Annotated in this window: 16 protein-coding genes and 1 tRNA gene; 5 read left to right on the plus strand and 12 right to left on the minus strand. The window is 61.7% G+C overall.

Annotated features, from left to right (window positions below):
* Positions 1-192: 192 nt before the first annotated feature.
* A complete protein-coding gene (gene argS, locus GDJ93_RS05010) occupies positions 193-2,046 on the minus strand; it encodes an arginine--tRNA ligase (RefSeq protein WP_055286535.1) in 1,854 nt (617 codons plus the stop codon).
* A 342-nt stretch (positions 2,047-2,388) separates the two neighbouring features.
* On the opposite strand from argS, the gene GDJ93_RS05015 reads away from it, so the two are divergent.
* Together GDJ93_RS05015 and GDJ93_RS05020 are read left to right on the plus strand one after the other, a co-directional pair.
* Positions 2,389-2,874 (plus strand): CarD family transcriptional regulator, encoded by a 486-nt coding sequence (locus tag GDJ93_RS05015; protein WP_006235480.1) that lies wholly within the window; start codon positions 2,389-2,391, stop codon positions 2,872-2,874.
* A gap of 108 nt (positions 2,875-2,982) precedes the next feature.
* Positions 2,983-3,582 (plus strand): HD domain-containing protein, encoded by a 600-nt coding sequence (locus tag GDJ93_RS05020; protein ID WP_152067975.1) that lies wholly within the window; start codon positions 2,983-2,985, stop codon positions 3,580-3,582.
* 70 nt (positions 3,583-3,652) lie between these two features.
* On the opposite strand, the gene GDJ93_RS05025 is transcribed toward GDJ93_RS05020, so the two are convergent.
* Entirely contained in the window at positions 3,653-4,939 is a 1,287-nt protein-coding gene (locus GDJ93_RS05025) for a glutamate-5-semialdehyde dehydrogenase (RefSeq protein WP_152067976.1), read from the minus strand.
* Positions 4,940-5,051: 112 nt separating this feature from the next.
* Here GDJ93_RS05025 and GDJ93_RS05030 point away from each other — a divergent pair, with 112 nt between their 5' ends.
* Positions 5,052-6,470 carry an alpha/beta fold hydrolase gene (locus tag GDJ93_RS05030; RefSeq protein ID WP_152067977.1) on the plus strand — a complete coding sequence of 473 codons (1,419 nt, stop codon included), beginning with the start codon at positions 5,052-5,054 and terminating at the stop codon, positions 6,468-6,470.
* 278 nt (positions 6,471-6,748) lie between these two features.
* Here the strand turns inward: GDJ93_RS05030 and proB are convergent, their stop codons facing one another.
* The 5 genes from proB to GDJ93_RS05055 all read right to left on the minus strand — a co-directional run bounded on the left by proB (position 6,749) and on the right by GDJ93_RS05055 (position 11,228).
* Positions 6,749-7,876, minus strand: coding sequence for a glutamate 5-kinase (gene proB / locus GDJ93_RS05035; protein ID WP_152067978.1), 1,128 nt, complete (start codon positions 7,874-7,876; stop codon positions 6,749-6,751).
* A 79-nt stretch (positions 7,877-7,955) separates the two neighbouring features.
* Positions 7,956-9,461 carry a nicotinate phosphoribosyltransferase gene (locus tag GDJ93_RS05040; RefSeq protein ID WP_152067979.1) on the minus strand — a complete coding sequence of 502 codons (1,506 nt, stop codon included), beginning with the start codon at positions 9,459-9,461 and terminating at the stop codon, positions 7,956-7,958.
* 82 nt (positions 9,462-9,543) lie between these two features.
* Positions 9,544-10,002 carry a hypothetical protein gene (locus tag GDJ93_RS05045; protein WP_148332243.1) on the minus strand — a complete coding sequence of 153 codons (459 nt, stop codon included), beginning with the start codon at positions 10,000-10,002 and terminating at the stop codon, positions 9,544-9,546.
* Between the two features lie 64 nt (positions 10,003-10,066).
* Positions 10,067-10,139 (minus strand) — tRNA-Ala (locus GDJ93_RS05050).
* Positions 10,140-10,289: 150 nt separating this feature from the next.
* Entirely contained in the window at positions 10,290-11,228 is a 939-nt protein-coding gene (locus tag GDJ93_RS05055; RefSeq protein WP_152067980.1) for a radical SAM protein, read from the minus strand.
* 525 nt (positions 11,229-11,753) lie between these two features.
* On the opposite strand from GDJ93_RS05055, the gene GDJ93_RS05060 reads away from it, so the two are divergent.
* Positions 11,754-12,953: an MraY family glycosyltransferase gene (locus GDJ93_RS05060; protein ID WP_152067981.1), complete on the plus strand. Its 1,200-nt coding sequence runs from the start codon at positions 11,754-11,756 to the stop codon at positions 12,951-12,953.
* Between the two features lie 159 nt (positions 12,954-13,112).
* Positions 13,113-14,162, plus strand: coding sequence for a tryptophan--tRNA ligase (trpS, locus tag GDJ93_RS05065; RefSeq protein ID WP_152067982.1), 1,050 nt, complete (start codon positions 13,113-13,115; stop codon positions 14,160-14,162).
* 393 nt (positions 14,163-14,555) lie between these two features.
* On the opposite strand, the gene GDJ93_RS05070 is transcribed toward trpS, so the two are convergent.
* The 5 genes from GDJ93_RS05070 to pckA all read right to left on the minus strand — a co-directional run bounded on the left by GDJ93_RS05070 (position 14,556) and on the right by pckA (position 19,170).
* On the minus strand, positions 14,556-14,876 hold the full coding sequence (locus GDJ93_RS05070) for an MGMT family protein (protein ID WP_152067983.1): 321 nt from the start codon (positions 14,874-14,876) through the stop codon (positions 14,556-14,558).
* 79 nt (positions 14,877-14,955) lie between these two features.
* Complete coding sequence (locus GDJ93_RS05075) at positions 14,956-15,810, minus strand: DegV family protein (RefSeq protein WP_152067984.1); 855 nt, start codon at positions 15,808-15,810, stop codon at positions 14,956-14,958.
* 119 nt (positions 15,811-15,929) lie between these two features.
* Positions 15,930-16,379, minus strand: coding sequence for a MarR family winged helix-turn-helix transcriptional regulator (locus GDJ93_RS05080; RefSeq protein WP_035137250.1), 450 nt, complete (start codon positions 16,377-16,379; stop codon positions 15,930-15,932).
* A 173-nt stretch (positions 16,380-16,552) separates the two neighbouring features.
* Entirely contained in the window at positions 16,553-17,272 is a 720-nt protein-coding gene (locus GDJ93_RS05085) for a B3/B4 domain-containing protein (protein WP_152067985.1), read from the minus strand.
* Positions 17,273-17,499: 227 nt separating this feature from the next.
* The gene (gene pckA, locus GDJ93_RS05090; RefSeq protein ID WP_193221455.1) at positions 17,500-19,170 is read right to left on the minus strand and encodes a phosphoenolpyruvate carboxykinase (ATP); all 1,671 of its coding nucleotides are present in this window, start codon (positions 19,168-19,170) and stop codon (positions 17,500-17,502) included.
* Positions 19,171-19,443: the final 273 nt, after the last annotated feature.

Here is a 19,443-nt window from a genome sequence, read left to right on the forward strand (position 1 = left end):
TACCCGTGCCCGAGCTCGAAGAGCCCTATGGCCGCCTTCCTGGCCTCGACATCATGCTTCACCCTCAAATCAACGCGCATAAAGAAAGCCTCCCATTTCTCATGTCCAAGAAATGGGAGGCAGTTCATCCGTGGGAGATCGGGCTTTCAAGGCTTAGTTAAACCAAGTCTGTACGGTCAAATGACTCGCAGATTACATCTGCTCGGGCGCGGAAACGCCAACAAGGGTGAGCACCAGGGCGAGCGTCACGCGGACGGCGTCGCAAGCGGCCAGACGGGCACGCGAAAGCTCGGGGTCGACGGGACGGCCCTCGCTCGGCAGAACCTGGCAGGCAGCGTAGAAGCTGTGGAAGTCGCCGGCGAGTTCCTCAGCAAAGTGCGTCAGACGGAACGGGGCGCGGTCGCGAGCGCAGCTGGCGATGAGGTCGGTGAGCTCGTTGAGCTTACGCGAAAGGGCGAGCTCGGTCGGGTCGGTCAGCAGCGAGTAATCGACGTTCTCACCGATGGCCTTGGCGGCGACGGCCTTCATGCCCATCTCGTCAGCCTGCTCGGGCGTAACGTCAGCGGCACGACGCAGGATGGAGCACACACGGGCGTGAGCGTACTGCACGTAGTACACCGGGTTGGAGTTGTCGCGTTTCTTAACGGCCTCAATATCGAAGTCGACCATCTGGTTGGAGCTCTTGGAGATGAGCGTGTAGCGAGCGGCATCGGAGCCGACCTCGTCGACGAGCTCCTGCAGGGTCACCATGGTGCCCTTGCGCTTGGACATACGGACGGGCTTGCCGTTGCGCAGCAGGTTGACGAGCTGGCCCAGCAGAACCTCGAACTTGCCGGGATAGCCAAGAGCGTCGCAGACGCAGCGGACGCGCTCGATGTAGCCGTGGTGGTCGGCGCCCCAGATGTCGATGACGTGGTCGACGCGCTGGAACTTATCCCAGTGATAGGCAACGTCGGAGGCGAAGTAGGTGTACTCGCCGTCGGACTTGATCAGGACGCGGTCCTTGTCATCGCCCAGGTCGGTGGAGCGGAACCACAGGGCGCCGTCCTTGGTGTAGAGGTAGCCCATCTTGTCGAGCTTCTCAAAAGCGCGGTCGACGGCGGAGGTGCCGGCGGTCTCGCCCTCGGTGTCCTTCACATACAGCGAGCGCTCGGAGAACCAACGATCGAAGTCGCAGTTAACGGCATGGCAAAGGTCGCGCATGTTGTCGACCATCTTTACATAGCCGCGCTCGCGGAAGCTCTCCATGCGCTCCTGCGGATCGGCGTTGACCCACTTATCGCCGTCGGTGCGCCAGAACTCGGCGGCCTCGTCGATGATGTAGTCGCCGCCGTAGGAGTCCTTGCCCAGGGTCTCGGCAAAGTTATCCTGGTACGGATGGGTCTCGGGATGCTCGTCGTTCTCGTCGGCAACGAAAGCGTCGCGGTCGGCGATCAGCAGCTTGTGAGCCTCGTCGATATCCACGCCCTGCTTGGCGATGATGTCGGCAAGCTGCATATAGCGCGTGCTGATGGAGTTGCCGAAGGTGTTCATCTGAGAGCCGTGGTCGTTGATGTAGAACTCACGCTGGATGTCGTAACCGGCGTGGTCCATAACACGGCAGAGCGAGTCGCCCAGCGCGGCCCAGCGGCCGTGGCCGATGTGCATGGGGCCGACGGGGTTGGCGGAAACGAACTCGACCTGGGTCTTCAGGCCACCACCGACGTTGGACTTAGCGAAGTCCATACCCTTCTCGCGAGCCTCGCCAAAGATGGCATTCTTGACGGCAACGGAGAGGTAGAAGTTGATGAAGCCGGGGCCTGCGATCTCGACCTTCTCGATCGCGGGGTCCTCGGGCATATGGGCAACGATGGCCTCGGCGATCTTGCGCGGGGCGCAGTGGGCCAGCTTGGCGGACTTCAGGGCCATGGTAGAGGTCCACTCGCCATGAGAAGTGTCAGCCGGTCGCTCGATAGCGCAATCGTCAAGTTCAAATGCGGAAAGGTCGCCGGCCTCCTGGGCCGCAGCAAGCGCAGCGCGTACCAGCTCTTCAATCTTCTCGGGCATAGATCCTCCTTGTGTTAAAGCCCCCGAGCTCTTGGTCACTCGTAGGGCAAAAGCCAGAGTTTGTAGCACTCTATCACAAGCGACGGGCACTGTCGCAGGGTAAAGCTAATAGATATTGCATATGCACAAAAATGACTACAGCTTGTATGGAGTCACTCAAAGATGCCAGTCTGCCTGCAGATTATGCAGGCGTTGAAAATGCATAAAGGTGTGAATGAGCTGCGTCTGTTATCGAATACTCTTACCTATCAGAGTTGTGTGCTTTTCCTGCATAAAGTAAGGGTTTGCGCACGTCAGCGTGTTATTCTAGACATACGTAAATTCGTATAAGTTGGAGGTAGCATGTTCTCAATCGGTCAACACGTCATTCATCCGGGCCAGGGAGTCTGCACCGTCGTCGGTTTTAGGGACGACACACCGCAGCCCATGCTGCTGCTCGAGACCAAGCAGGGACATGCGCAGACGATCCTCATGTACCCCGTGGCGCAGGCCGACCGTTTGCACGCCGCCATCTCGCAGCAAGATGCCGAGCACCTGCTGAGCCACTATGACGAGCTGGAGTGCGACACCTTTACCGAGCGCAACAGCTCGCTTGAGGAGACACACTTTAAGCAGCAGCTCAAGCTGGGCGCGCCCGAGACGGTCCGCGTGGCAAAGACCATGATGCACCGCATTCGCCAGGCCGAGGAAGCTGATAAAAAACCCAGCTCCTACTACATGCGCGTACTCAAGGAGGCCAAACGCCGCTCCATCGAGGAGTTCGCCGTGGCCCTTGGCGTCACCGAGGAGGCCGCCGAAGCCCGCCTAGCCCAAGCCGCCCTCAACTAACCCATCCGCGCCAAAAACCACCACAAAGGGAACAGGCACCTTTGTGGTGGTTTTCTTGTTCTAGTAGTATTCATTCTTATCGATACCCACGAGCACAAGGAGTCTCTTATGGCAGAGCCGCTTACCGCCGGAATCACCCGCGACCGCGCGTTCGAACTGCTCAATGAGCACAACAAGGACCCGTTCCATATCACCCATGGCGAGACGGTCGAGGGCACTATGCGCTACTTTGCGCGCGAGTTCGACCCCGAGAACGAGGAGTTTTGGGGCATCGTCGGTCTGCTGCACGACCTGGATTGGGAGGAGCATGAGGACGACCCCATTAACCACACCATCTATGCTGCCGAGATTCTTGAGGACGAAGGTGCGTCTCCCGAGCTCATTCGCGCCATCCAGACGCACACGTCGGACTTCAACACCTCACTACCCAAGCCCGAGCTGCAGATGGAAAAGATCCTGTTTGCCTGCGATGAGCTCACCGGCCTGATCGGCGCTGCCGTCATCATGCGCCCGAGCAAGAGCGTTATGGACTTTACGACCAAGTCGCTCAAGAAGAAGTTCAAGGACAAACGCTTTGCCGCCGGCTGCTCGCGCGACGTGATTTCGCAGGGCGCCGAGATGTTGGGCTGGGAGCTCCCCGAGCTCTTTGACCGCACCATCGCGGCCATGCAGTCCTTCGCCCCCGACCGAGATACCTTCCAGGCCTAACCGTCAACGCCACCTAAAACCACCACAAAGGGGACAGGCACCTTTGTGGTGGTTTTAGGTGGCGCGGGCGTTAGGGACGGACCTGGCCGGTGCCGCGGAGCTTGTATTTGTAGGTGGTGAGGGCCTCGGCGGCAAAGGGGCCACGGGCGTGGAGTTTTTGGGTCGAGATGCCGATCTCGGCACCCAGGCCAAACTCGCCGCCGTCAGTGAAGCGAGTGCTGGCGTTGGAGTACACGGCCGAGGCATCGACAGCATCGAGGAAGCGCTCGCAAGCATCCGCATCCTCGGCAACGATGGCCTCGGAGTGCATCGTGCCGTAGCGGTTGATGTGTGCGATGGCCTCGTCCTCGTTTGCCACGACCTTCACGCTCATCTCGAGCGCCAGGTACTCGCGACCCCAGTCCTCCTCAGTCGCGGCGACGTAGTCATCGCCCTCCACAAGCCCGGCATCGGCGCATGCGGCGCAGGTTGCCTCGTCGCCGTGAATCAGCACGCCGTGGTCATGCAGCACGGTCACGACCGCGGGCAAAAACGCATCGGCCACAGCACGGTCGACCAGCAGCGACTCGGCGGCATTGCACACGCCTACGCGCTGGGTCTTGGCATTAACGATAATGTTGAGCGCCTTATCAAAGTCGGCGGATTCATGCACGTAGATGTGGCAGTTGCCCGTGCCCGTCTCGATCACCGGCACAAGCGACTCGCGCACGCAGCGCTGGATCAGGCCTGCACCTCCGCGCGGAATGAGTACGTCGACAATACCGCGGAGCTTCATGAGCTCGCCGGTGGCCTCGCGGTCGGTGGACTCGATCATCGACACGGCCTCGCGCGGGAAGCCCTTGGCCTCGAGCGCATCGGCCAGCAGCTCGGCGATCATGGCACACGAGTGATAGGCCAGCGAGCCGCCGCGTAGAATGCAGGCGTTGCCGGTACGGATGCAGATGCCTGCGGCGTCGGCCGTCACGTTGGGGCGCGCCTCGTAGACCATGGCGACCAGGCCCAACGGCACGCTCACGCGGGTCAGGTCCACACCGCTCGCAAGCACGCGGTGGTCGAGCACGCGGCCGACGGGATCGGGCAGCTCGGCGAGCTTCTCCAAACCGGCGGCCATGCCCTCGACGCGCTCAGGCGTCAGCAGCAGACGGTCGAGCAGACCGGCCGAAGTGCCCGCATCGCGCGCGGCGGACATATCGAGCTCGTTGGCGGCGACGATGGAGTCGACACCGTTGCGCAGTGCTGCGGCCATGGCGCGCACGGCCTCCTGGCGCTGCTCATCGCTCGCCGTGGCAAGCGAGGCCGACGCTGCCTTGGCGGCAACGGCAAGATCGTGGACATACGTGGCTATATCGACCGACATGGGCGGCCCTTTCTCCTAGAAGTTTGCAACCATGGTAGCCGATTTGCGCATGGCCTCGCCCGCGGCGGTAGAATTGGTCAACCCGAAACACCGCAACGAACGGAAGACTCACATGGCCCTCATCACTTCGTACCACGTCCCCGGCCTTTACGTCGAGGACCACAGCATCGACGTCCCCCTTGACTGGCGCGGCCTGGAGCCGATGCTCCTGGCCGTCGGCAGCACCATGCGCCGCGGCGCTATGCCGGCACCCATCGCCGGCGCGCCCGAGAGCATCAAGCTCTTCTACCGCGTGGTTTGCGCGCCCGACCGCATCAACGACGATCTGCCGCTGCTCCTGTTTTTGCAGGGCGGCCCCGGCGGCGAGAGCCCACGTCCGCTGTCGCCCACAAGCGACGGCTGGATCGAGGAGGCCGTCAAGCACTTCCGCGTGGTCCTTCCCGACCAGCGCGGCACCGGACGCAGTAGCTGCGTGGACGGACGCACGATCAAGGCACTGGGTGAGCGCGCGACGGCGGCCGGCTCCGATGCCGCACGCTCGCAGGCGGATTTCCTCAAGCGCCACCTCGCCAGCTCCATCGTGCGCGATTTTGAGTACCTGCGCCTGGTGGGCTTTGGCGGCAAGCCCTGGGTCACACTCGGGCAGAGCTACGGCGGCTTTTTGACGTTGAGCTATCTGTCGCTCTTCCCCGAGGGCATAGCGGCAAGCTTTACCTGCGGCGGCATCCCCCACGTGCCGGCGAGCGCAAGCGAGGTCTACGCGCACACCTTCCCGCGCATAGCCGCCAAGACGCAGCAGTATTACGACCGCTACCCCGCTGACGTCGACCGCGTGGCAGCCCTGGCCGATGCGCTCGAGGCCCAGAAGCCCGTGCTGCCCGACGGCTCGCCGATGACGGTCGAGCGCCTACAGCTCATGGGCAGCGACTTTGGCATGAAGCCGAGCTTTGAGCGCATGCATTGGATTATCGATCACGCTTTTGTTGACGGCGACGGTACGCTGACCTGCGGCGCCTCGGTATCTGACAGCTTTTTGATGCGCGCCTTCGAGCGCACCAACACGCGCACGAATCCGCTGTACTGGACGCTGCAGGAGTTCATATACGCCGACGGCGACACCATGCCCATTGGTTGGGCCGCGGCTGAAGAGAAGGCACACCGCGCCGAGTTCGACACCCTCGCGCGCCCGCTCATGTTTACCGGCGAGGCCATGTTCCCGTGGATGTTCGAGCAGATGCCCGAGCTCAAGCCCTTCAAGCCCGCCATGGACCTGCTGATGGAAGACACCAGCTGGGACAAGATCTACGACCCGCAGCGCCTGGCCTGCAACGAGGTGCCGCTCCAGGCCGCGGTGTATTTCGACGACATGTACGTCGATTCGGGCCTGCAGCTCGATACGCTCAGACGCGTGGGCAACTCGCATGCCTGGGTGACCAACGAACTCGAGCACGACGGTCTGCACGGCAGCGTGGTATTCAAGCACCTCTTCGACGAAGCCCTCAACCGCGGAGACCTGCGCCGAATCTTCTAACAAAGGAGTGTCCCAAAGCGCCGGCACATAAGGAACGTCCCCAAGTGCCAGGTTAATGAAGTCATTGCAGAAAGAGGACGAAAAGCGAAAACGCCCCTAAGCGGACAAGGTGACGTGAAAGAGGAGGGCATTGACCTTTTGGTCATGCCCGACGATTGAACGTCAGATTGCCGCTTAGGGGCGTTTGCAGCGTCAATTGGTTAGGCATAGACCTGATGGTCATGCCTCACCTTTTGAATGACAAATTGTCGCTCTGGGCGGCGCGCAGCGTCGACCCGTTAGGCGAAGACGATCAAATTATCTCGATGGATTGCGGGCTTCTCGGCCAGGTTTGCCAGCAGGCGGTTGCTGGCGATCTGGTCCTGGCGGCGGCCGGCTGCAAGCTCCAGCACGTCCGAATCGGCCTCGGCGATACCGCGGGCGACGACCATACCTCTCGGATCGCACACATCGAGCACATCGCCCTCGGCAAACTGGCCATCGACCTCGCGAATACCCACCGCAAGCAAGGAAGAGCCACGGCTAACCAGCGCCTTCGCAGCACCATCATCAACCGTCACCGACCCATGTGCCTTGTCGCCCAGCGCGATCCACAGCTTGCGGGGTGCGATGTCCAGACGCTCCGCCGGCGGATCGAACAGCGTGCCCACGCTCTCGCCGCGGGCGAGGCGCACGAGCGCATCGGGCTCCTCGCCCGAGCAAATCACGCTCTGAATGCCCGCCGTCATCAGGATGCGGCTCGCGCGGATCTTGGTAATCATGCCGCCCGTGCCCACCGATGTGGAAGAATCGCCCGCCGAGGCAATAATCTTGGCATCGATCTTATGCACGACAGGAACAAACTCGGCCATGGGGTCCTCATGCGGATTGGCAGTATAGAGACCATCGATGTCCGAGAGCGTCACGCACAGATCGGCAGAAACCAGGCAGCTCACGAGCGCCGCCAGTGTGTCGTTGTCGCCAAACTTGATCTCGTCGACGGTAACGGTGTCGTTCTCGTTGACGACCGGCACCACGCCCAGCTCCACCAGACGCAGCAGGGCGTCGCGCGCGTGCAGGTAGGACGTGCGACGCGCCGTGTCGTGACGCGTGAGCAGCACGAGCGAGGTGAGCAGGTCGCGCGCATGGAACTCCTCGTCGTAGGCCGACGAGATGATGCACTGACCAGCCGAGGCGCAGGCCTGCAGGCTCGGAAGGTCGCCGACCGGCTTGCGGTCGAAGCCCAACACGGGATAGCCACAGGCAATAGCGCCCGAGCTCACCACGACCAGACGCCAGCCGAGCTTGCGCAGCGCTGCGGCTTGATCGGCAAGTCCGCCGATAAAGGCGCGGTTGACCTTGCCATCGGCGCCCACCACCGTGGACGAACCGATCTTTACCACCATCGTTTTATAAGAAGTCGTCATACGTCAAACCAATCAACTGTTCAGCGAACGGCCGAGCTGGCGGCCAAGGGAGCGTGACTCGCCCCTACCGCCCAAGGAATCATTTTGCCCAGGGGAAAGCCGAGGCCGCGGCCATGTTCTTGCGCACGAGCTCGTCGCGCACCTGAGCCAGGCCCTGCTCCATGCCCACCACATAGGTCTGCGGGTACAGGAAGCGCTTGAAAGCTGCGTCCAGATGATCGAGCGCCCAAACACAGCGCTCGCGCGCGTCCTGGATGCTCTCACGCGGAGCCACTGCGCTGCCATCGCGCACGATCGGCACCAGCAGCTCGCGATACTCAAGCTCCGACACGTCGGTCACCAGGGCGGCATCATTCACGGCCACGAGGGTATTGCCGCGCGCGGCGCCCTCCCCCACCAGATGGTCCTCGTCGTAGATCATGTCGCAGACCGGGCCGCCAAAGCCGTCGTAATAACGGCGCACGCGCTGCACGCCCGGGATCGTGCGCTTGTAGGGCTGCTCGGAGAGCTTGACCACCGGCGTCCACGGGTCGGCCTCGCTCGCACGGCGGGCGGAAAGCTTGTACACGCCGCCCAGCGCCGGCTGGTCGTAGCAGGTCGCGAGCTTGGTGCCCACGCCAAAGCTATCGATGGGCGCGCCCTGGTCGAGCAGCGACTGAATCGTGTACTCATCCAGATCGTTAGAAACCGAGATCCTCACATAGGGCAGGCCCTCGGCATCGAAACGACCGCGGACATACTTGGAGAGCTTGGCGAGGTCGCCCGAGTCAATGCGAATAGCCGACAGACGCTCGCCCGCCGCCTCCATCTCCTTGGCAACCGTAATGGCATGCTCGCAGCCCTCGCGCACATCGTAGGTGTCGATGAGCAGCGTGCAGTTCTTGGGGCTCGACTTGGCAAAGGCGCGGAAGGCCTCGAGCTCGGAATCGAAGCTCATCACCCAGCTGTGCGCATGCGTGCCAAAGACGGGAATACCGTAGCGGCGGCCGGCGAGCACATTGGACGTAGAGGAGCAGCCGGCGACGTAGCTCGCGCGCGCAACGGCCAGGCCGCCATCGGGACCCTGGGCTCGGCGCAGGCCAAACTCGGCCACGGGACGGCCGTCCGCCGCCAGCACCACGCGCGCCGTCTTGGTGGCGACAAGTGTCTGGAACCCGACGATGTTGAGCAGCGCCGTCTCGAGCAGCTGGCACTCGAGCGCAGGACCGGTGACGCGCACCATGGGCTCGCGTGGAAAGACGAGCTCGCCCTCGGGGACGGCGTCGATATTTACATGCGCACGAAAATCGCGCAGGTAGTCGAGGAATGCGGACTTGAACATCGCGCCGCCGGCCGGGGCCTCAAGCGATGCGAGGTAGTCGATATCCTCGGGCGTAAAGCGCAGATTCTCGACTAGCTCGGGCAGCTCGGCGGTGCCGCACATGACGGCATAGGCGCTGCCAAAGGGATGGTCGCGGTAAAACGCGGTAAAACAACCCTGCTCATTGGCCTTGCCGCTCTCCCACAGGCCCTGGGCCATAGTGAGTTCGTACAGATCGGTGAGCATTGCGATGTCGGTGGGATGAGAGATATCGGTCAAAGCCATGGGGCGACCTTTCGGATGTGTTGTGCAGAGGTTGAGGGTTGGGCGAGGCGGACGTGCGGGCATGGAGCCCGATGCAAATCGGTTAGAGCAGGCCCATGCTGGTCAGGATCGTGTAGCCCATAAAGATGACAAACGCGATGAGGGCAAGGACAATGATGATTTTTTGAGCCGGCGCCATGCCAGGAATCTCGTTCTCGCCCGTAGGTTCCTTGGAGGTAACCATGCGCTGGGCAAAGGTCATCTCGTCACGGCTCGGCTTGGGCTCGACGGACTTGGGACGAGCGGCCTTTTTAGGCTGAGGTTTGGGCGCGGCAGGTGCAGGCTTCGCAGCAGCGGGCTTGGGTGCGGGCGCGGGCTTGCGCTCGGATGCGGCGTTCAAGGCGACCTCCTCGGCCTTCGCACGCTCGGCGCGCAGGGCAGCCAGCTCCTCACGCTCGCGACGGGCCTCTTCCCGAGCCTCGCGGCGGGCCTTCTCAGCGCGGAGCTCTTCCAACTCAGCGCGCTCCTCGTCGGACAATGGTTGGGACTCAAGCTCGGCCATGGTATAGCCCTTTCTTTTAAAAAAAGCCGCCGACACAATGTCAGCGGCTTATCAAATCCAAGGGTGGAGACGAAGGGAGTCGAACCCTCGGCCTCTGCCATGCGACGGCAGCGCTCTCCCAACTGAGCTACGTCCCCAGGACAAGTCGATATTTTACCTACGGCTCGCCAACTGTCAACGCCCAATAACCAGTCTTTTTGGGGCGCGGCTATTTTGGCAACTTTTCGAACAGGCGATCCTCTCGATGATTTTTTATCCCCGTCCCAGAAAAATCATCGACGAACGCACTACTTTGCGCTGGTAAGAACACCGGTGGTGTCGAAGGCCGGGGTGAAGCTCTCGTCTACCGCGCCGCCCTCTTGCCAGAACATCGTCGTAAAACCCAGGTCGTCGGCATGGTCGAGCACCTGCTCGTACTCCTCACGCGTCACAGCGCGCGCCAACTCGCCGCCCTGCTCGCGCATGAGCGCATTGGGCGTGTACTGGTTCATAACCGAGATCGGCACGTCGCCCACCGTCTGCCACACCAGGTCCAGCACGCGACACGAATCGTCTGCATGCCCCGGAAGCACCAGGTGACGCACGATCATGCCACGCTTCATAAGCCCGTCCTCGTCCACCAACTCTCCCCCGCGGCGCTCGATCTCGCGCGCCATCTGGGCCAGACCCGACACGGCCACACGCGGGTAATCCTTTATATGGGAGAGCGACTGCGCAAGCCCGGCATCGGCATATTTAAAGTCGGTGAGCCACACATCGACCAGGTCGCCCAGCGCCGCCACGGCACTCGCGCGCTCGTAACCACTCGTGTTGTAGACGATTGGGATAACCAGTCCGCGCGCCCGTGCCGCGGCAATCGCGGCAGGCAACAGGTGCGCATAGTGCGTCGCCGTCACCAAATTGATGTTGTTGGCACCCTGGTCCTGCAGTTCCAGCATAATCTCGACCAGGCGCTCAGGCGAAATCTCAAGGCCAAAATTGCCGGTCGAGATCTCGTGGTTCTGGCAGTAGATACATTTGAGCGAGCAGCCGCTAAAGAAGATCGTGCCCGAACCGGCCTCGCCCGAGATAGGCGGCTCCTCCCACATATGAAGCGCGGCGCGGGCCACCTTGAGCGTGTCGTTAGCACCGCAGACGCCGTGCGCGCCCTCATCGCGCGCCGCACCGCAACGGCGCGGACACAAATGGCAGGCGGGCGAAAAAAGTTCGGTCAACGACGTCGGCATAAAACCATGCTCCAAAACAACGATTCAGCAGCTCAAACGTAAAGGGATCAACCCCACAGACGGCTCGAGCCCAAGGCGCCGTAATCGTCCGACACGATTTTTGTAATGTCAAGACTGGAATCGATAAAGTGCCGCTTTATGATGTAGGTATTCCGCCCCCCGCGGAGCAACTGGGTGAACCGTCGCGTTTATTTAGGGAGCCCACACAGTCGTACCTAGTACAGGTATCCTTCGTTGTTAAGGACGCTGGAACAGTCGATGAGGGCACCCACCTGTTTTAGGTGGGTTCATTTTCGTAACGTGGGGGGTGGTTTTCTTTTGCCGAAAATTGCCATTACAGTCCATATGGATCCACGCCGGCATCCCGACAAGCCATCGACAACATCCCAATATCTGGTAAGCGCGTGATTATCGCTGCGTGCAATTCCATGCACCCCCCTTGGTCGAGTATCATGGTTCGGCTATGCCCTTTGCGCATGGCGTTCTTCTGACCTTTTCCTTCGACGCTTGGCGGTTTTTAGATTCATGGCTTCATCCCCGAGCTACATACCGTACCTATGCGTGGCAGCGGCGGCCTTTATCACGACCTTCCTCACGGTACCCCTGGTCAAGCGCCTGGCAATCAAGCTCGACGCCGTCGACTATCCTTCTAAGCGCCGCATCAACACCAAGCCCATCCCGCGTTTGGGCGGAACGGCTGTGTTTTTGGGCCTGGTCGTCGCCTGCACTGTGCAAATCCTGGGCACCTGGTACCTGGGTTGGCCGCCCGTTTTGGTGCCCCACCCCCGTCTGCACATCAGCTACCCCATACTTGCGCTTTCTTTTACCGTTATCTTTGCGACCGGCGCTATCGACGACGTCTTCCAGCTCACGCCCAAGCAAAAGCTGGCCGGACAGGTCCTCGCCGCGCTTATCGCCTGCATGGGCGGCCTGCGGATCGGCGTCATCGTCAACCCGTTTGCTCCCGGCGAGATCATGCTCGGATGGCTCGCCTACCCCATTACCGTGATCTATCTGGTGGCATTCACCAACATCATTAACCTCATCGACGGCCTCGACGGCTTGGCCACGGGCATCTGCGGCATCGCATCGTTCACCATGTTTTCGATGGCTGTTCTCTCGGGCCGCATCGACGCCGCCGCGCTCTCCATTGCGCTCTTTGGCGCCTGTCTGGCCTTTTTGCGCTACAACTTCAACCCCGCAAGCATCTTCTTGGGCGACTCGGGGTCGTTGCTTCTGGGCTTTGCGCTGGGCTCCATCTCGCTGCTCAACGTGAGCCGCACCGCCGCACTCACATCGCTTATCATCCCGCTCATCGTTGCCGGCGTGCCCATCATCGACACGTTTAGCGCCATTGTGCGCCGTAAGCGCGCCCACATTAGCATCGGGCAGGCCGACAAGGGCCACATCCACCACCGCCTGATCCAAGAAGGCTACAACCAAAAACAGGCCGTGCTGCTCATCTATGCCTGGTGCATCATGCTTTCGGCCGGCGCCGCCGCGATTAACCAGGTCGAGGTGCCCATGCGCGTGCTCATCTTTACCGTGCTCGCCATTGGCTCGGCGGCCTTCGCCAAGCACCTACACCTGTTTGAACCCGTGCTGCGCCACCATTACAACAAGCGCACGCACGAGGACGAGCTCGTCACCCCCGACGACCCCGCCTTTAAGCAGGAGGAGCAGGCAGCCGAGGAGCGCAAAAAAGAGCGCCACCACAAGCTCTAGGGCAAGCTGCCAAGGATGTGCCAAGGCGTTGGCAGCCGTTCGCGCGAACGCCGCGGCGGACTTGAAAGCCGGCCCCTGGCAGTCCCTCACCCACTCACGCCCACCCCTCTCAATAAACACGCTATCATCAAAACCTGCGAACGAACGTTAGGAGCAATCATGCCAAACGAGAACAGCTACGAAGTCGCGCTGCAAAAGAGCAACGCCATTCGCGAGGGCCTGGCCAAGACGCCCGAGAAGTTCACCATGCTTACCGGCGACCGCCCCACCGGCCGTCTGCACCTGGGTCACTACTTTGGCACCCTCAAGGGCCGCGTGGAGCTGCAGAACATGGGCGCCAGGACCAACGTACTCATCGCCGACTACCAGGTCATCACCGACCGCGACACCACCGAGCACATCCAGGACAACGTGTACAACATGGTCATGGACTACCTTGCCTGCGGTATCGACCCCGACAAGACCATGATCTACGCGCACTCCGCCGTGCCCGCCGCCAACCAGCTCATGCTGCCGTTCCTGTCGCTGGTGTCCGAGGCCGAGCTGGCGCGCAACCCCACGGTCAAGGCCGAGATGGAGGCCTCGGGGCACGAGCTCACCGGCCTTCTGCTCACCTACCCGGTGCACCAGGCCTGCGACATCCTGTTCTGCAAGGGCAATGTGGTGCCCGTCGGCCGCGACCAGCTGCCGCACATCGAGCTCACCCGCACCATCGCCCGCCGCTTTAACAACCGCTACGGCAAGGTGTTCCCCGAGGTCGACGCGCTGCTGTCCGAGACCCCGCTGCTGCCCGGCCTGGACGGTCGCAAGATGAGCAAGAGCTACGGCAACGCCATCAACATCTCGATGACCGCCGAGGAGACGGCCAAGCGCATCAAGAAGAGCCAGACCGACTCCGAGCGCATGATCACGTTCGATCCCGAGAACCGCCCCGGCGTGTCCGGCCTGCTTTCGACGGCCGCCATCTGCACCGGCCGTTCCGAGGTCGAGATTGCCGAGGAGATTGGCATGGGCGGCTCCGGCCAGCTCAAGAAGTACGTGACCGAGGCCGTCAACGAGTACTTCGCACCTATCCGCGAGCGTCGCCAGCGCTACGAGAACGATCTGGACTATGTGAAGGACGTCCTGCATGAGGGCAACCGTCGCGCCAACGAGATCGCCGAGCAGACCCTGGCCGAGGTTCAGGACGCCATGGGCATGGTGTACTAGACCGATCTGCTGGCTTGAGCTTTCGATTGCTTTAGGGCGGGCGCTACGGCGTCCGCCTTTTTCGGAGCCGGACTGCTTCGGCTCCGCCCATTGCACTCCCCCGATAAACAGGAACGGGCCCGCCGGCAGTCAGTTGCCGGCGGGCCCGTTCCCGAAGTACACCGTTGAATCGCACAGAGGGGAGGAATGCGAATCAAACTCAACAGGGCAGGCTTTTTCATCGCCTATTGCCTGCTCCGTTGCTGAATACAATATAGTTCACCGTGGTTTACTTTGCAGCATCAATATTCGCCGCCATAGCTTCTCCATAAGTTAGCCCCGGTAAACCTGCAACAGAAAACCACCACAAAGGGGACAGGCACCTTTGTGGTGGTTCTGGCCACGGCAGAGCTGTTAGAGTCCGGCAGGCCAACGACAGACGGCCAGGTCGACGTGCATGTCGTCCTTAAACGCCACACCCTCCCCTAGCAAAAGCTCACGTTGAGCATCGGGACCGCCAAAAGCAAAACCCTCGCATATGCGCCCGTCGGCAAACACCACGCGGTGACAGGGAATCTCGCCGGGGCGCGGATTGCTATGCAGGACATACCCCACATACCGCGCACTTCGTGGTCGACCGGCAAGCAGCGCCACCTGACCATACGTGGCGACCATCCCCTCGGGGATCTGCTCGACCACCTCGTACACCCGTTCAAAAAAGCCCTCAGACGCCATCGCGTGCTCCTTTCAACCGAACCCAGCATAAACCACCACAAAGGTACCTGTCCCCTTTGTGGTGGTTTTGACCGGAAAGCTAGTTGGCGGGGCGGAAGAAGGCTACGGCTACAGCGCCGGGGCCCACGTGGGTGCCGATGGTGGCGCCGATAGTGTGGATGGGCAGCTCACCCTCGGCATGGCCGGCCCACAACGCGGCACTGTCCTCGATATACTTCTTGAGCACCGCATCCGAAAGACCCGTATAGCCGAGCGCCAGCGGCATGGAAAAGTCGATGCCGCCCGCCTTTTCGACCTTTTGGTTCAGCAGGTTGCGGCCGTTCTTGGAACCGCGCGCCTTGCCCAGCTGCACGATCAGACCGTCCTCGACAGCCACCACAGGCTTTACGTTGAGCAGCGTGCCCACGGCGCCGGCCGCAGCAGACAGACGACCGCCGCGCACCAGGTACTCCAGCGTCTCGAGCAGGCCGATGACGACCACGCGGTCACGGACGGCCTCGACGGCCGCCGCGATCTGGGCCGCACTACGGCCCTCATCCACCAGGCGCAGGGCATACTCGACCAGGACACGCTCGCCCAGAGTGACGTTATTGCTATCCACCACGTACACGTCGCCGCCCGGCGCCTCGGCAAGTGCGGTACGGGCACTCTGATTGGTGCCTGATAGCTTAGCGCCCACGGTAATAATCACAGCCTCATCGCCGGCTTCACGAACCTTGGCAATCGCCTGCGAAAACGCGTACGGGTTGACCTGGCCGGTCTTGGGCAGCTCATCGCGCTCCACGAGCATCTCGTAAAAGCGCTGGTGATCGATGTCGATGCCATCCATGTACACATCGGTGCCAAAGGTGACGGACAGCGGCAAAACGGCCAGTGCTGGGTGCTCGGCCGGCGACATATCGCTTGCGGAATCGGTAATAATGCGGACGGACATAGCGAATCCTTTCTTGCGCAGGTCCCGCGCAGGGAATTTTGACAGCAAGGCCCCGGCACAGTATACGCGCTCAAACAGGACTATGCAGTTGTTAATTGGAAGCAAAAGCCTTGGCGGCCCTACAGCTCGCGCAGGGTGTTGAGAATCGTGCGCAGCGACGCATACATCTGCTCGCGCTGCTCCACACCCATAGCCTTACCGGTGGTATCGAGCACCTCGCGAATGATGCGGTCCGCTTCGCTCATGCTCTCGCCGCCCAGAGCGGTCAGGCGCACCGGAGCACGATACTTAACGGCGGCATCGCCCGAATCGTCGACCTCGACGTAGCCGCCCTCCTCCAGATGCGCGAGCGTACGCGAGACGGCGGCGCGGGTCACGCCTGCCATGCGAGCCAGGTCAGCGCCAGTCAGGCCGTCCTTGCTGCGCTCAAGATAGTAAAGGCACATAACGTCGGAGCCCTTGAGGCCCAGCCTTGCGCCCTCGGATGTCTTAATGCGCTGAATCTCCTTGTAGAGCCCGCTGATCAGTCCGACAAAGTCCTCGAAACGTGTCTCGTCGTTCTGCTGCATGGGAGACGACCGCCTTTCGCTTGCATAATGCTTACGGGTAAACATCTTAGTCGCATAAGGCGACACCCGTACCCAAATACCCCATTTGTTAACCCATCAACATAAAAACCACCACAAAGGGGACAGGCACCTTTGTGGTGGTTTTGACCGGCGAACATGATCCGCAGGCGTCGCTACAGCTCCACGCAGGGATTGTCGCGGGTCACAAGCGTCTTAACGACAACCGTCGCTCCCAGATAGCGCTCGAGCAGCTCGGCTAAGCGATCGATCGCGGCCTGGCAATCCCCCATCCGCTCGGGCTCCACGCACTCAATCGCCAGGAACGCATCGGCCGAATCATCGGACAGCGCCGTGCGAACGCCGTCGCGCCAGTTCCAGCAGCGGCACACAGCGCCCGCATCGTCGATGTAGGCGAGCTCGCCGGGCAGCGTCGGATCGTCCGCCTCCTCGCCAAGCGGCAAGAACGCATCGCCACCATCGGTCACCTTCAAGCGAAGATCTCCCTCAATCGCATGCAGGTCCTCGCCGCCAACGGGCAGCGCATAAGTCAACGAAATCGTGTTGTAGATATCCACCGCCGGTGTGATGTGGCCGACCGGCTTGCCTTTGAGCACGCGCTTGAGCAGGTTCTCAACTGAGCAACGCGCGCCCTTCTTGGTCTTGAACAGGCGATACGCCTCGCGCCATGCCTTAACCGGCGCGTTCTCGCTGATAGTGTCGCTGGTCAGATGACGCTCCGCATCGATATTGGCGCGGTCGAGAAACGCCGCAATCGCATCCACGTCCTCTTGAGGAATCTGAGCCGTGGGCTTCATGCCCTCCACGACCACAACACCGACCGCTGCCTGCGGAAACAGCTCCCAGAATGAATCCTCGGCAATAAAGCTCTTCATACGCTCTCCCTTCATTGTGCGCGCCCGAGTGAGGGCGCCTAAACAAAAAGCGCCCTTACAACGGCCACCTTCAAAGTCCTACGGTGCCGTCACAAGAACGCTTGCGCTGTCCCCATCCGGAGAAGGGGACGATATGTCAGGCGTATTGTAACCCGAGTCATCCACGTGAGCAAAACCACCACAAAGGTGCCTGTCCCCTTTGTGGTGGATATGGACTCACGGCGAAGCTAGTGGCGGAGTCCCAGCAGGCCGCGGCCGCGATGACGGGCGTCGGCGTGTACTTGAGCGTGCGGACCGGCGGCTTTGACGGACTCGGGCAGGTGCGAGTACTTCTTCTCGAAGTTCTCCTCGAACATCACCGCCAGGTTGTGCGCGGCCTCGTCATAGCGCGCGGTGCTCTGCCAGTATTGGCGCGGCACCAGGATGCCATCGGGCACGCCGTGGCACGTCGTGGGAATGTCGACGTTAAAGATGTCGTCGTGCACGAACTCGCTGTCCTCGATGGTGCCGTCGAGGGCGCGCGCGACCAGCGAGCGCGTGTAGGCCAGCTCGATGCGATGGCCCACGCCGTAGCCGCCGCCAATCCAGCCGGTGTTGACCAGGTACACGCGCGTACGACCGTCGGCGATACGCTCGCCGAGCATCTTGGCATAGACCATGGGGTCGAGCGGCATAAACGGCTCGCCAAACAGCGAGGAGAACGTGGGCGTGGGCTCGGTGACGCCGACCTCGGTGCCGGGAATCTTAGCCGTAAAGCCCGTCACAAAGTGGTACATGGCGGCATCGGCCGTCAGACGTGAGATGGGTGGCAGCACGCCAAAAGCGTCGCAAGTCAGGAACAGCACGACACTCGGAGTGGTGCCCATGCCCTTAGTCCACGCGTTAGGAATGTGCTCCACGGGATAGGCCACGCGCGTGTTGTGCGTGATCGAGATGTCGTCGTAGTTGGGCTTGCGGTTCTCGTCGAGCACCACGTTTTCGCAAATGGCGCCAAAACGGACGGCGTTGAAGATCTCGGGCTCGTGGAAGGCGTCCAGGCCCTCGCATTTTGCGTAGCAGCCACCCTCGATGTTGAAGATACCCATGTCGGACCAACCGTGCTCGTCGTCGCCGATCAGCAGGCGCGTGGGATTGGCCGAAAGCGTGGTCTTGCCGGTGCCGGACAGGCCAAAGAACACGGCGGTCTCGTGCGTGACGGGATCCATGCTGGCCGAGCAGTGCATGGGCAGCACGTCGTCCTCGACGGGCAGCAGATAGTTCATGACGCTAAAGATCGACTTTTTAATCTCGCCGGAGTAGCCGGTGCCGGCGACCAGAATCACGCGTTCCTGGAAGTTGATGACCACCGCGGCGCTGGAGTTGAGGCCCTTGATGGCGGGGTCGCACTGGTAACCGGGCGCTGCGAGCACGCAGAAGTCGGGCTCGCCGGTGCGCGCGATTTCGCGAGCGAGCGGGCGGGCGAGCATCTGCTTAATAAAAAGTGCCTGGCTGGCACGCTCGCAGGCAACGAGCAGTCGACGCGTGTGGTTGCGGTCGGCACCTGCCATGCCGCGGGTGACGAACACGTCGCGCTCGTTGAGATAGTCGACGATGCCGGCCTTGATGGCCTCATAGCTCTCGACGGACAGCGGGCGGTTGACCGCGCCCCAGGCAATCTTGTCGTGAACATCGGGGGTGTCAACGATAAAGCGGTCATTGGGGGAACGGCCGGTACGCTCCCCCGTCTCGATCACCAGCGCGCCGTTGGATGCCATGCGGCCTTCTTCGCGGCGGATAGCGTGCTCGACGAGCTCCGCGGCGGGCAGATCGACCAGCAGACGGGGTTGATTCTCGGCGGGATCTTCGACCAGCGTAATACCAAAATTGGACAGAACTTCTGCAGGGGTAACACCAGGCATGGGGCCTCCTTTAAAAACGCGGCACGTGGACGCGGCGCGCACTTTACTCACGTAAAGCCCGTTGTACCCGATATGCAAAAACGTTTTTGCGGCAAGGGCGGCAAGCCCGCCCAACGGTCAAAAATCGCAGGCAAGCGGCCCAGTCATTGGGTGTTCCTATAGTTTTGTCAACCGTCGGGGCTACTCCCGGTAAGGCACCCGGTCGCGCATCACGGCGTATATCGCCCTGAGCCGCTTCCTCGCGACGGCCTTGAGCGCCCGCCCGTGCCCCAT

Source organism: Collinsella aerofaciens (assembly GCF_902501475.1).
Classification (GTDB): domain Bacteria; phylum Actinomycetota; class Coriobacteriia; order Coriobacteriales; family Coriobacteriaceae; genus Collinsella; species Collinsella aerofaciens_AL.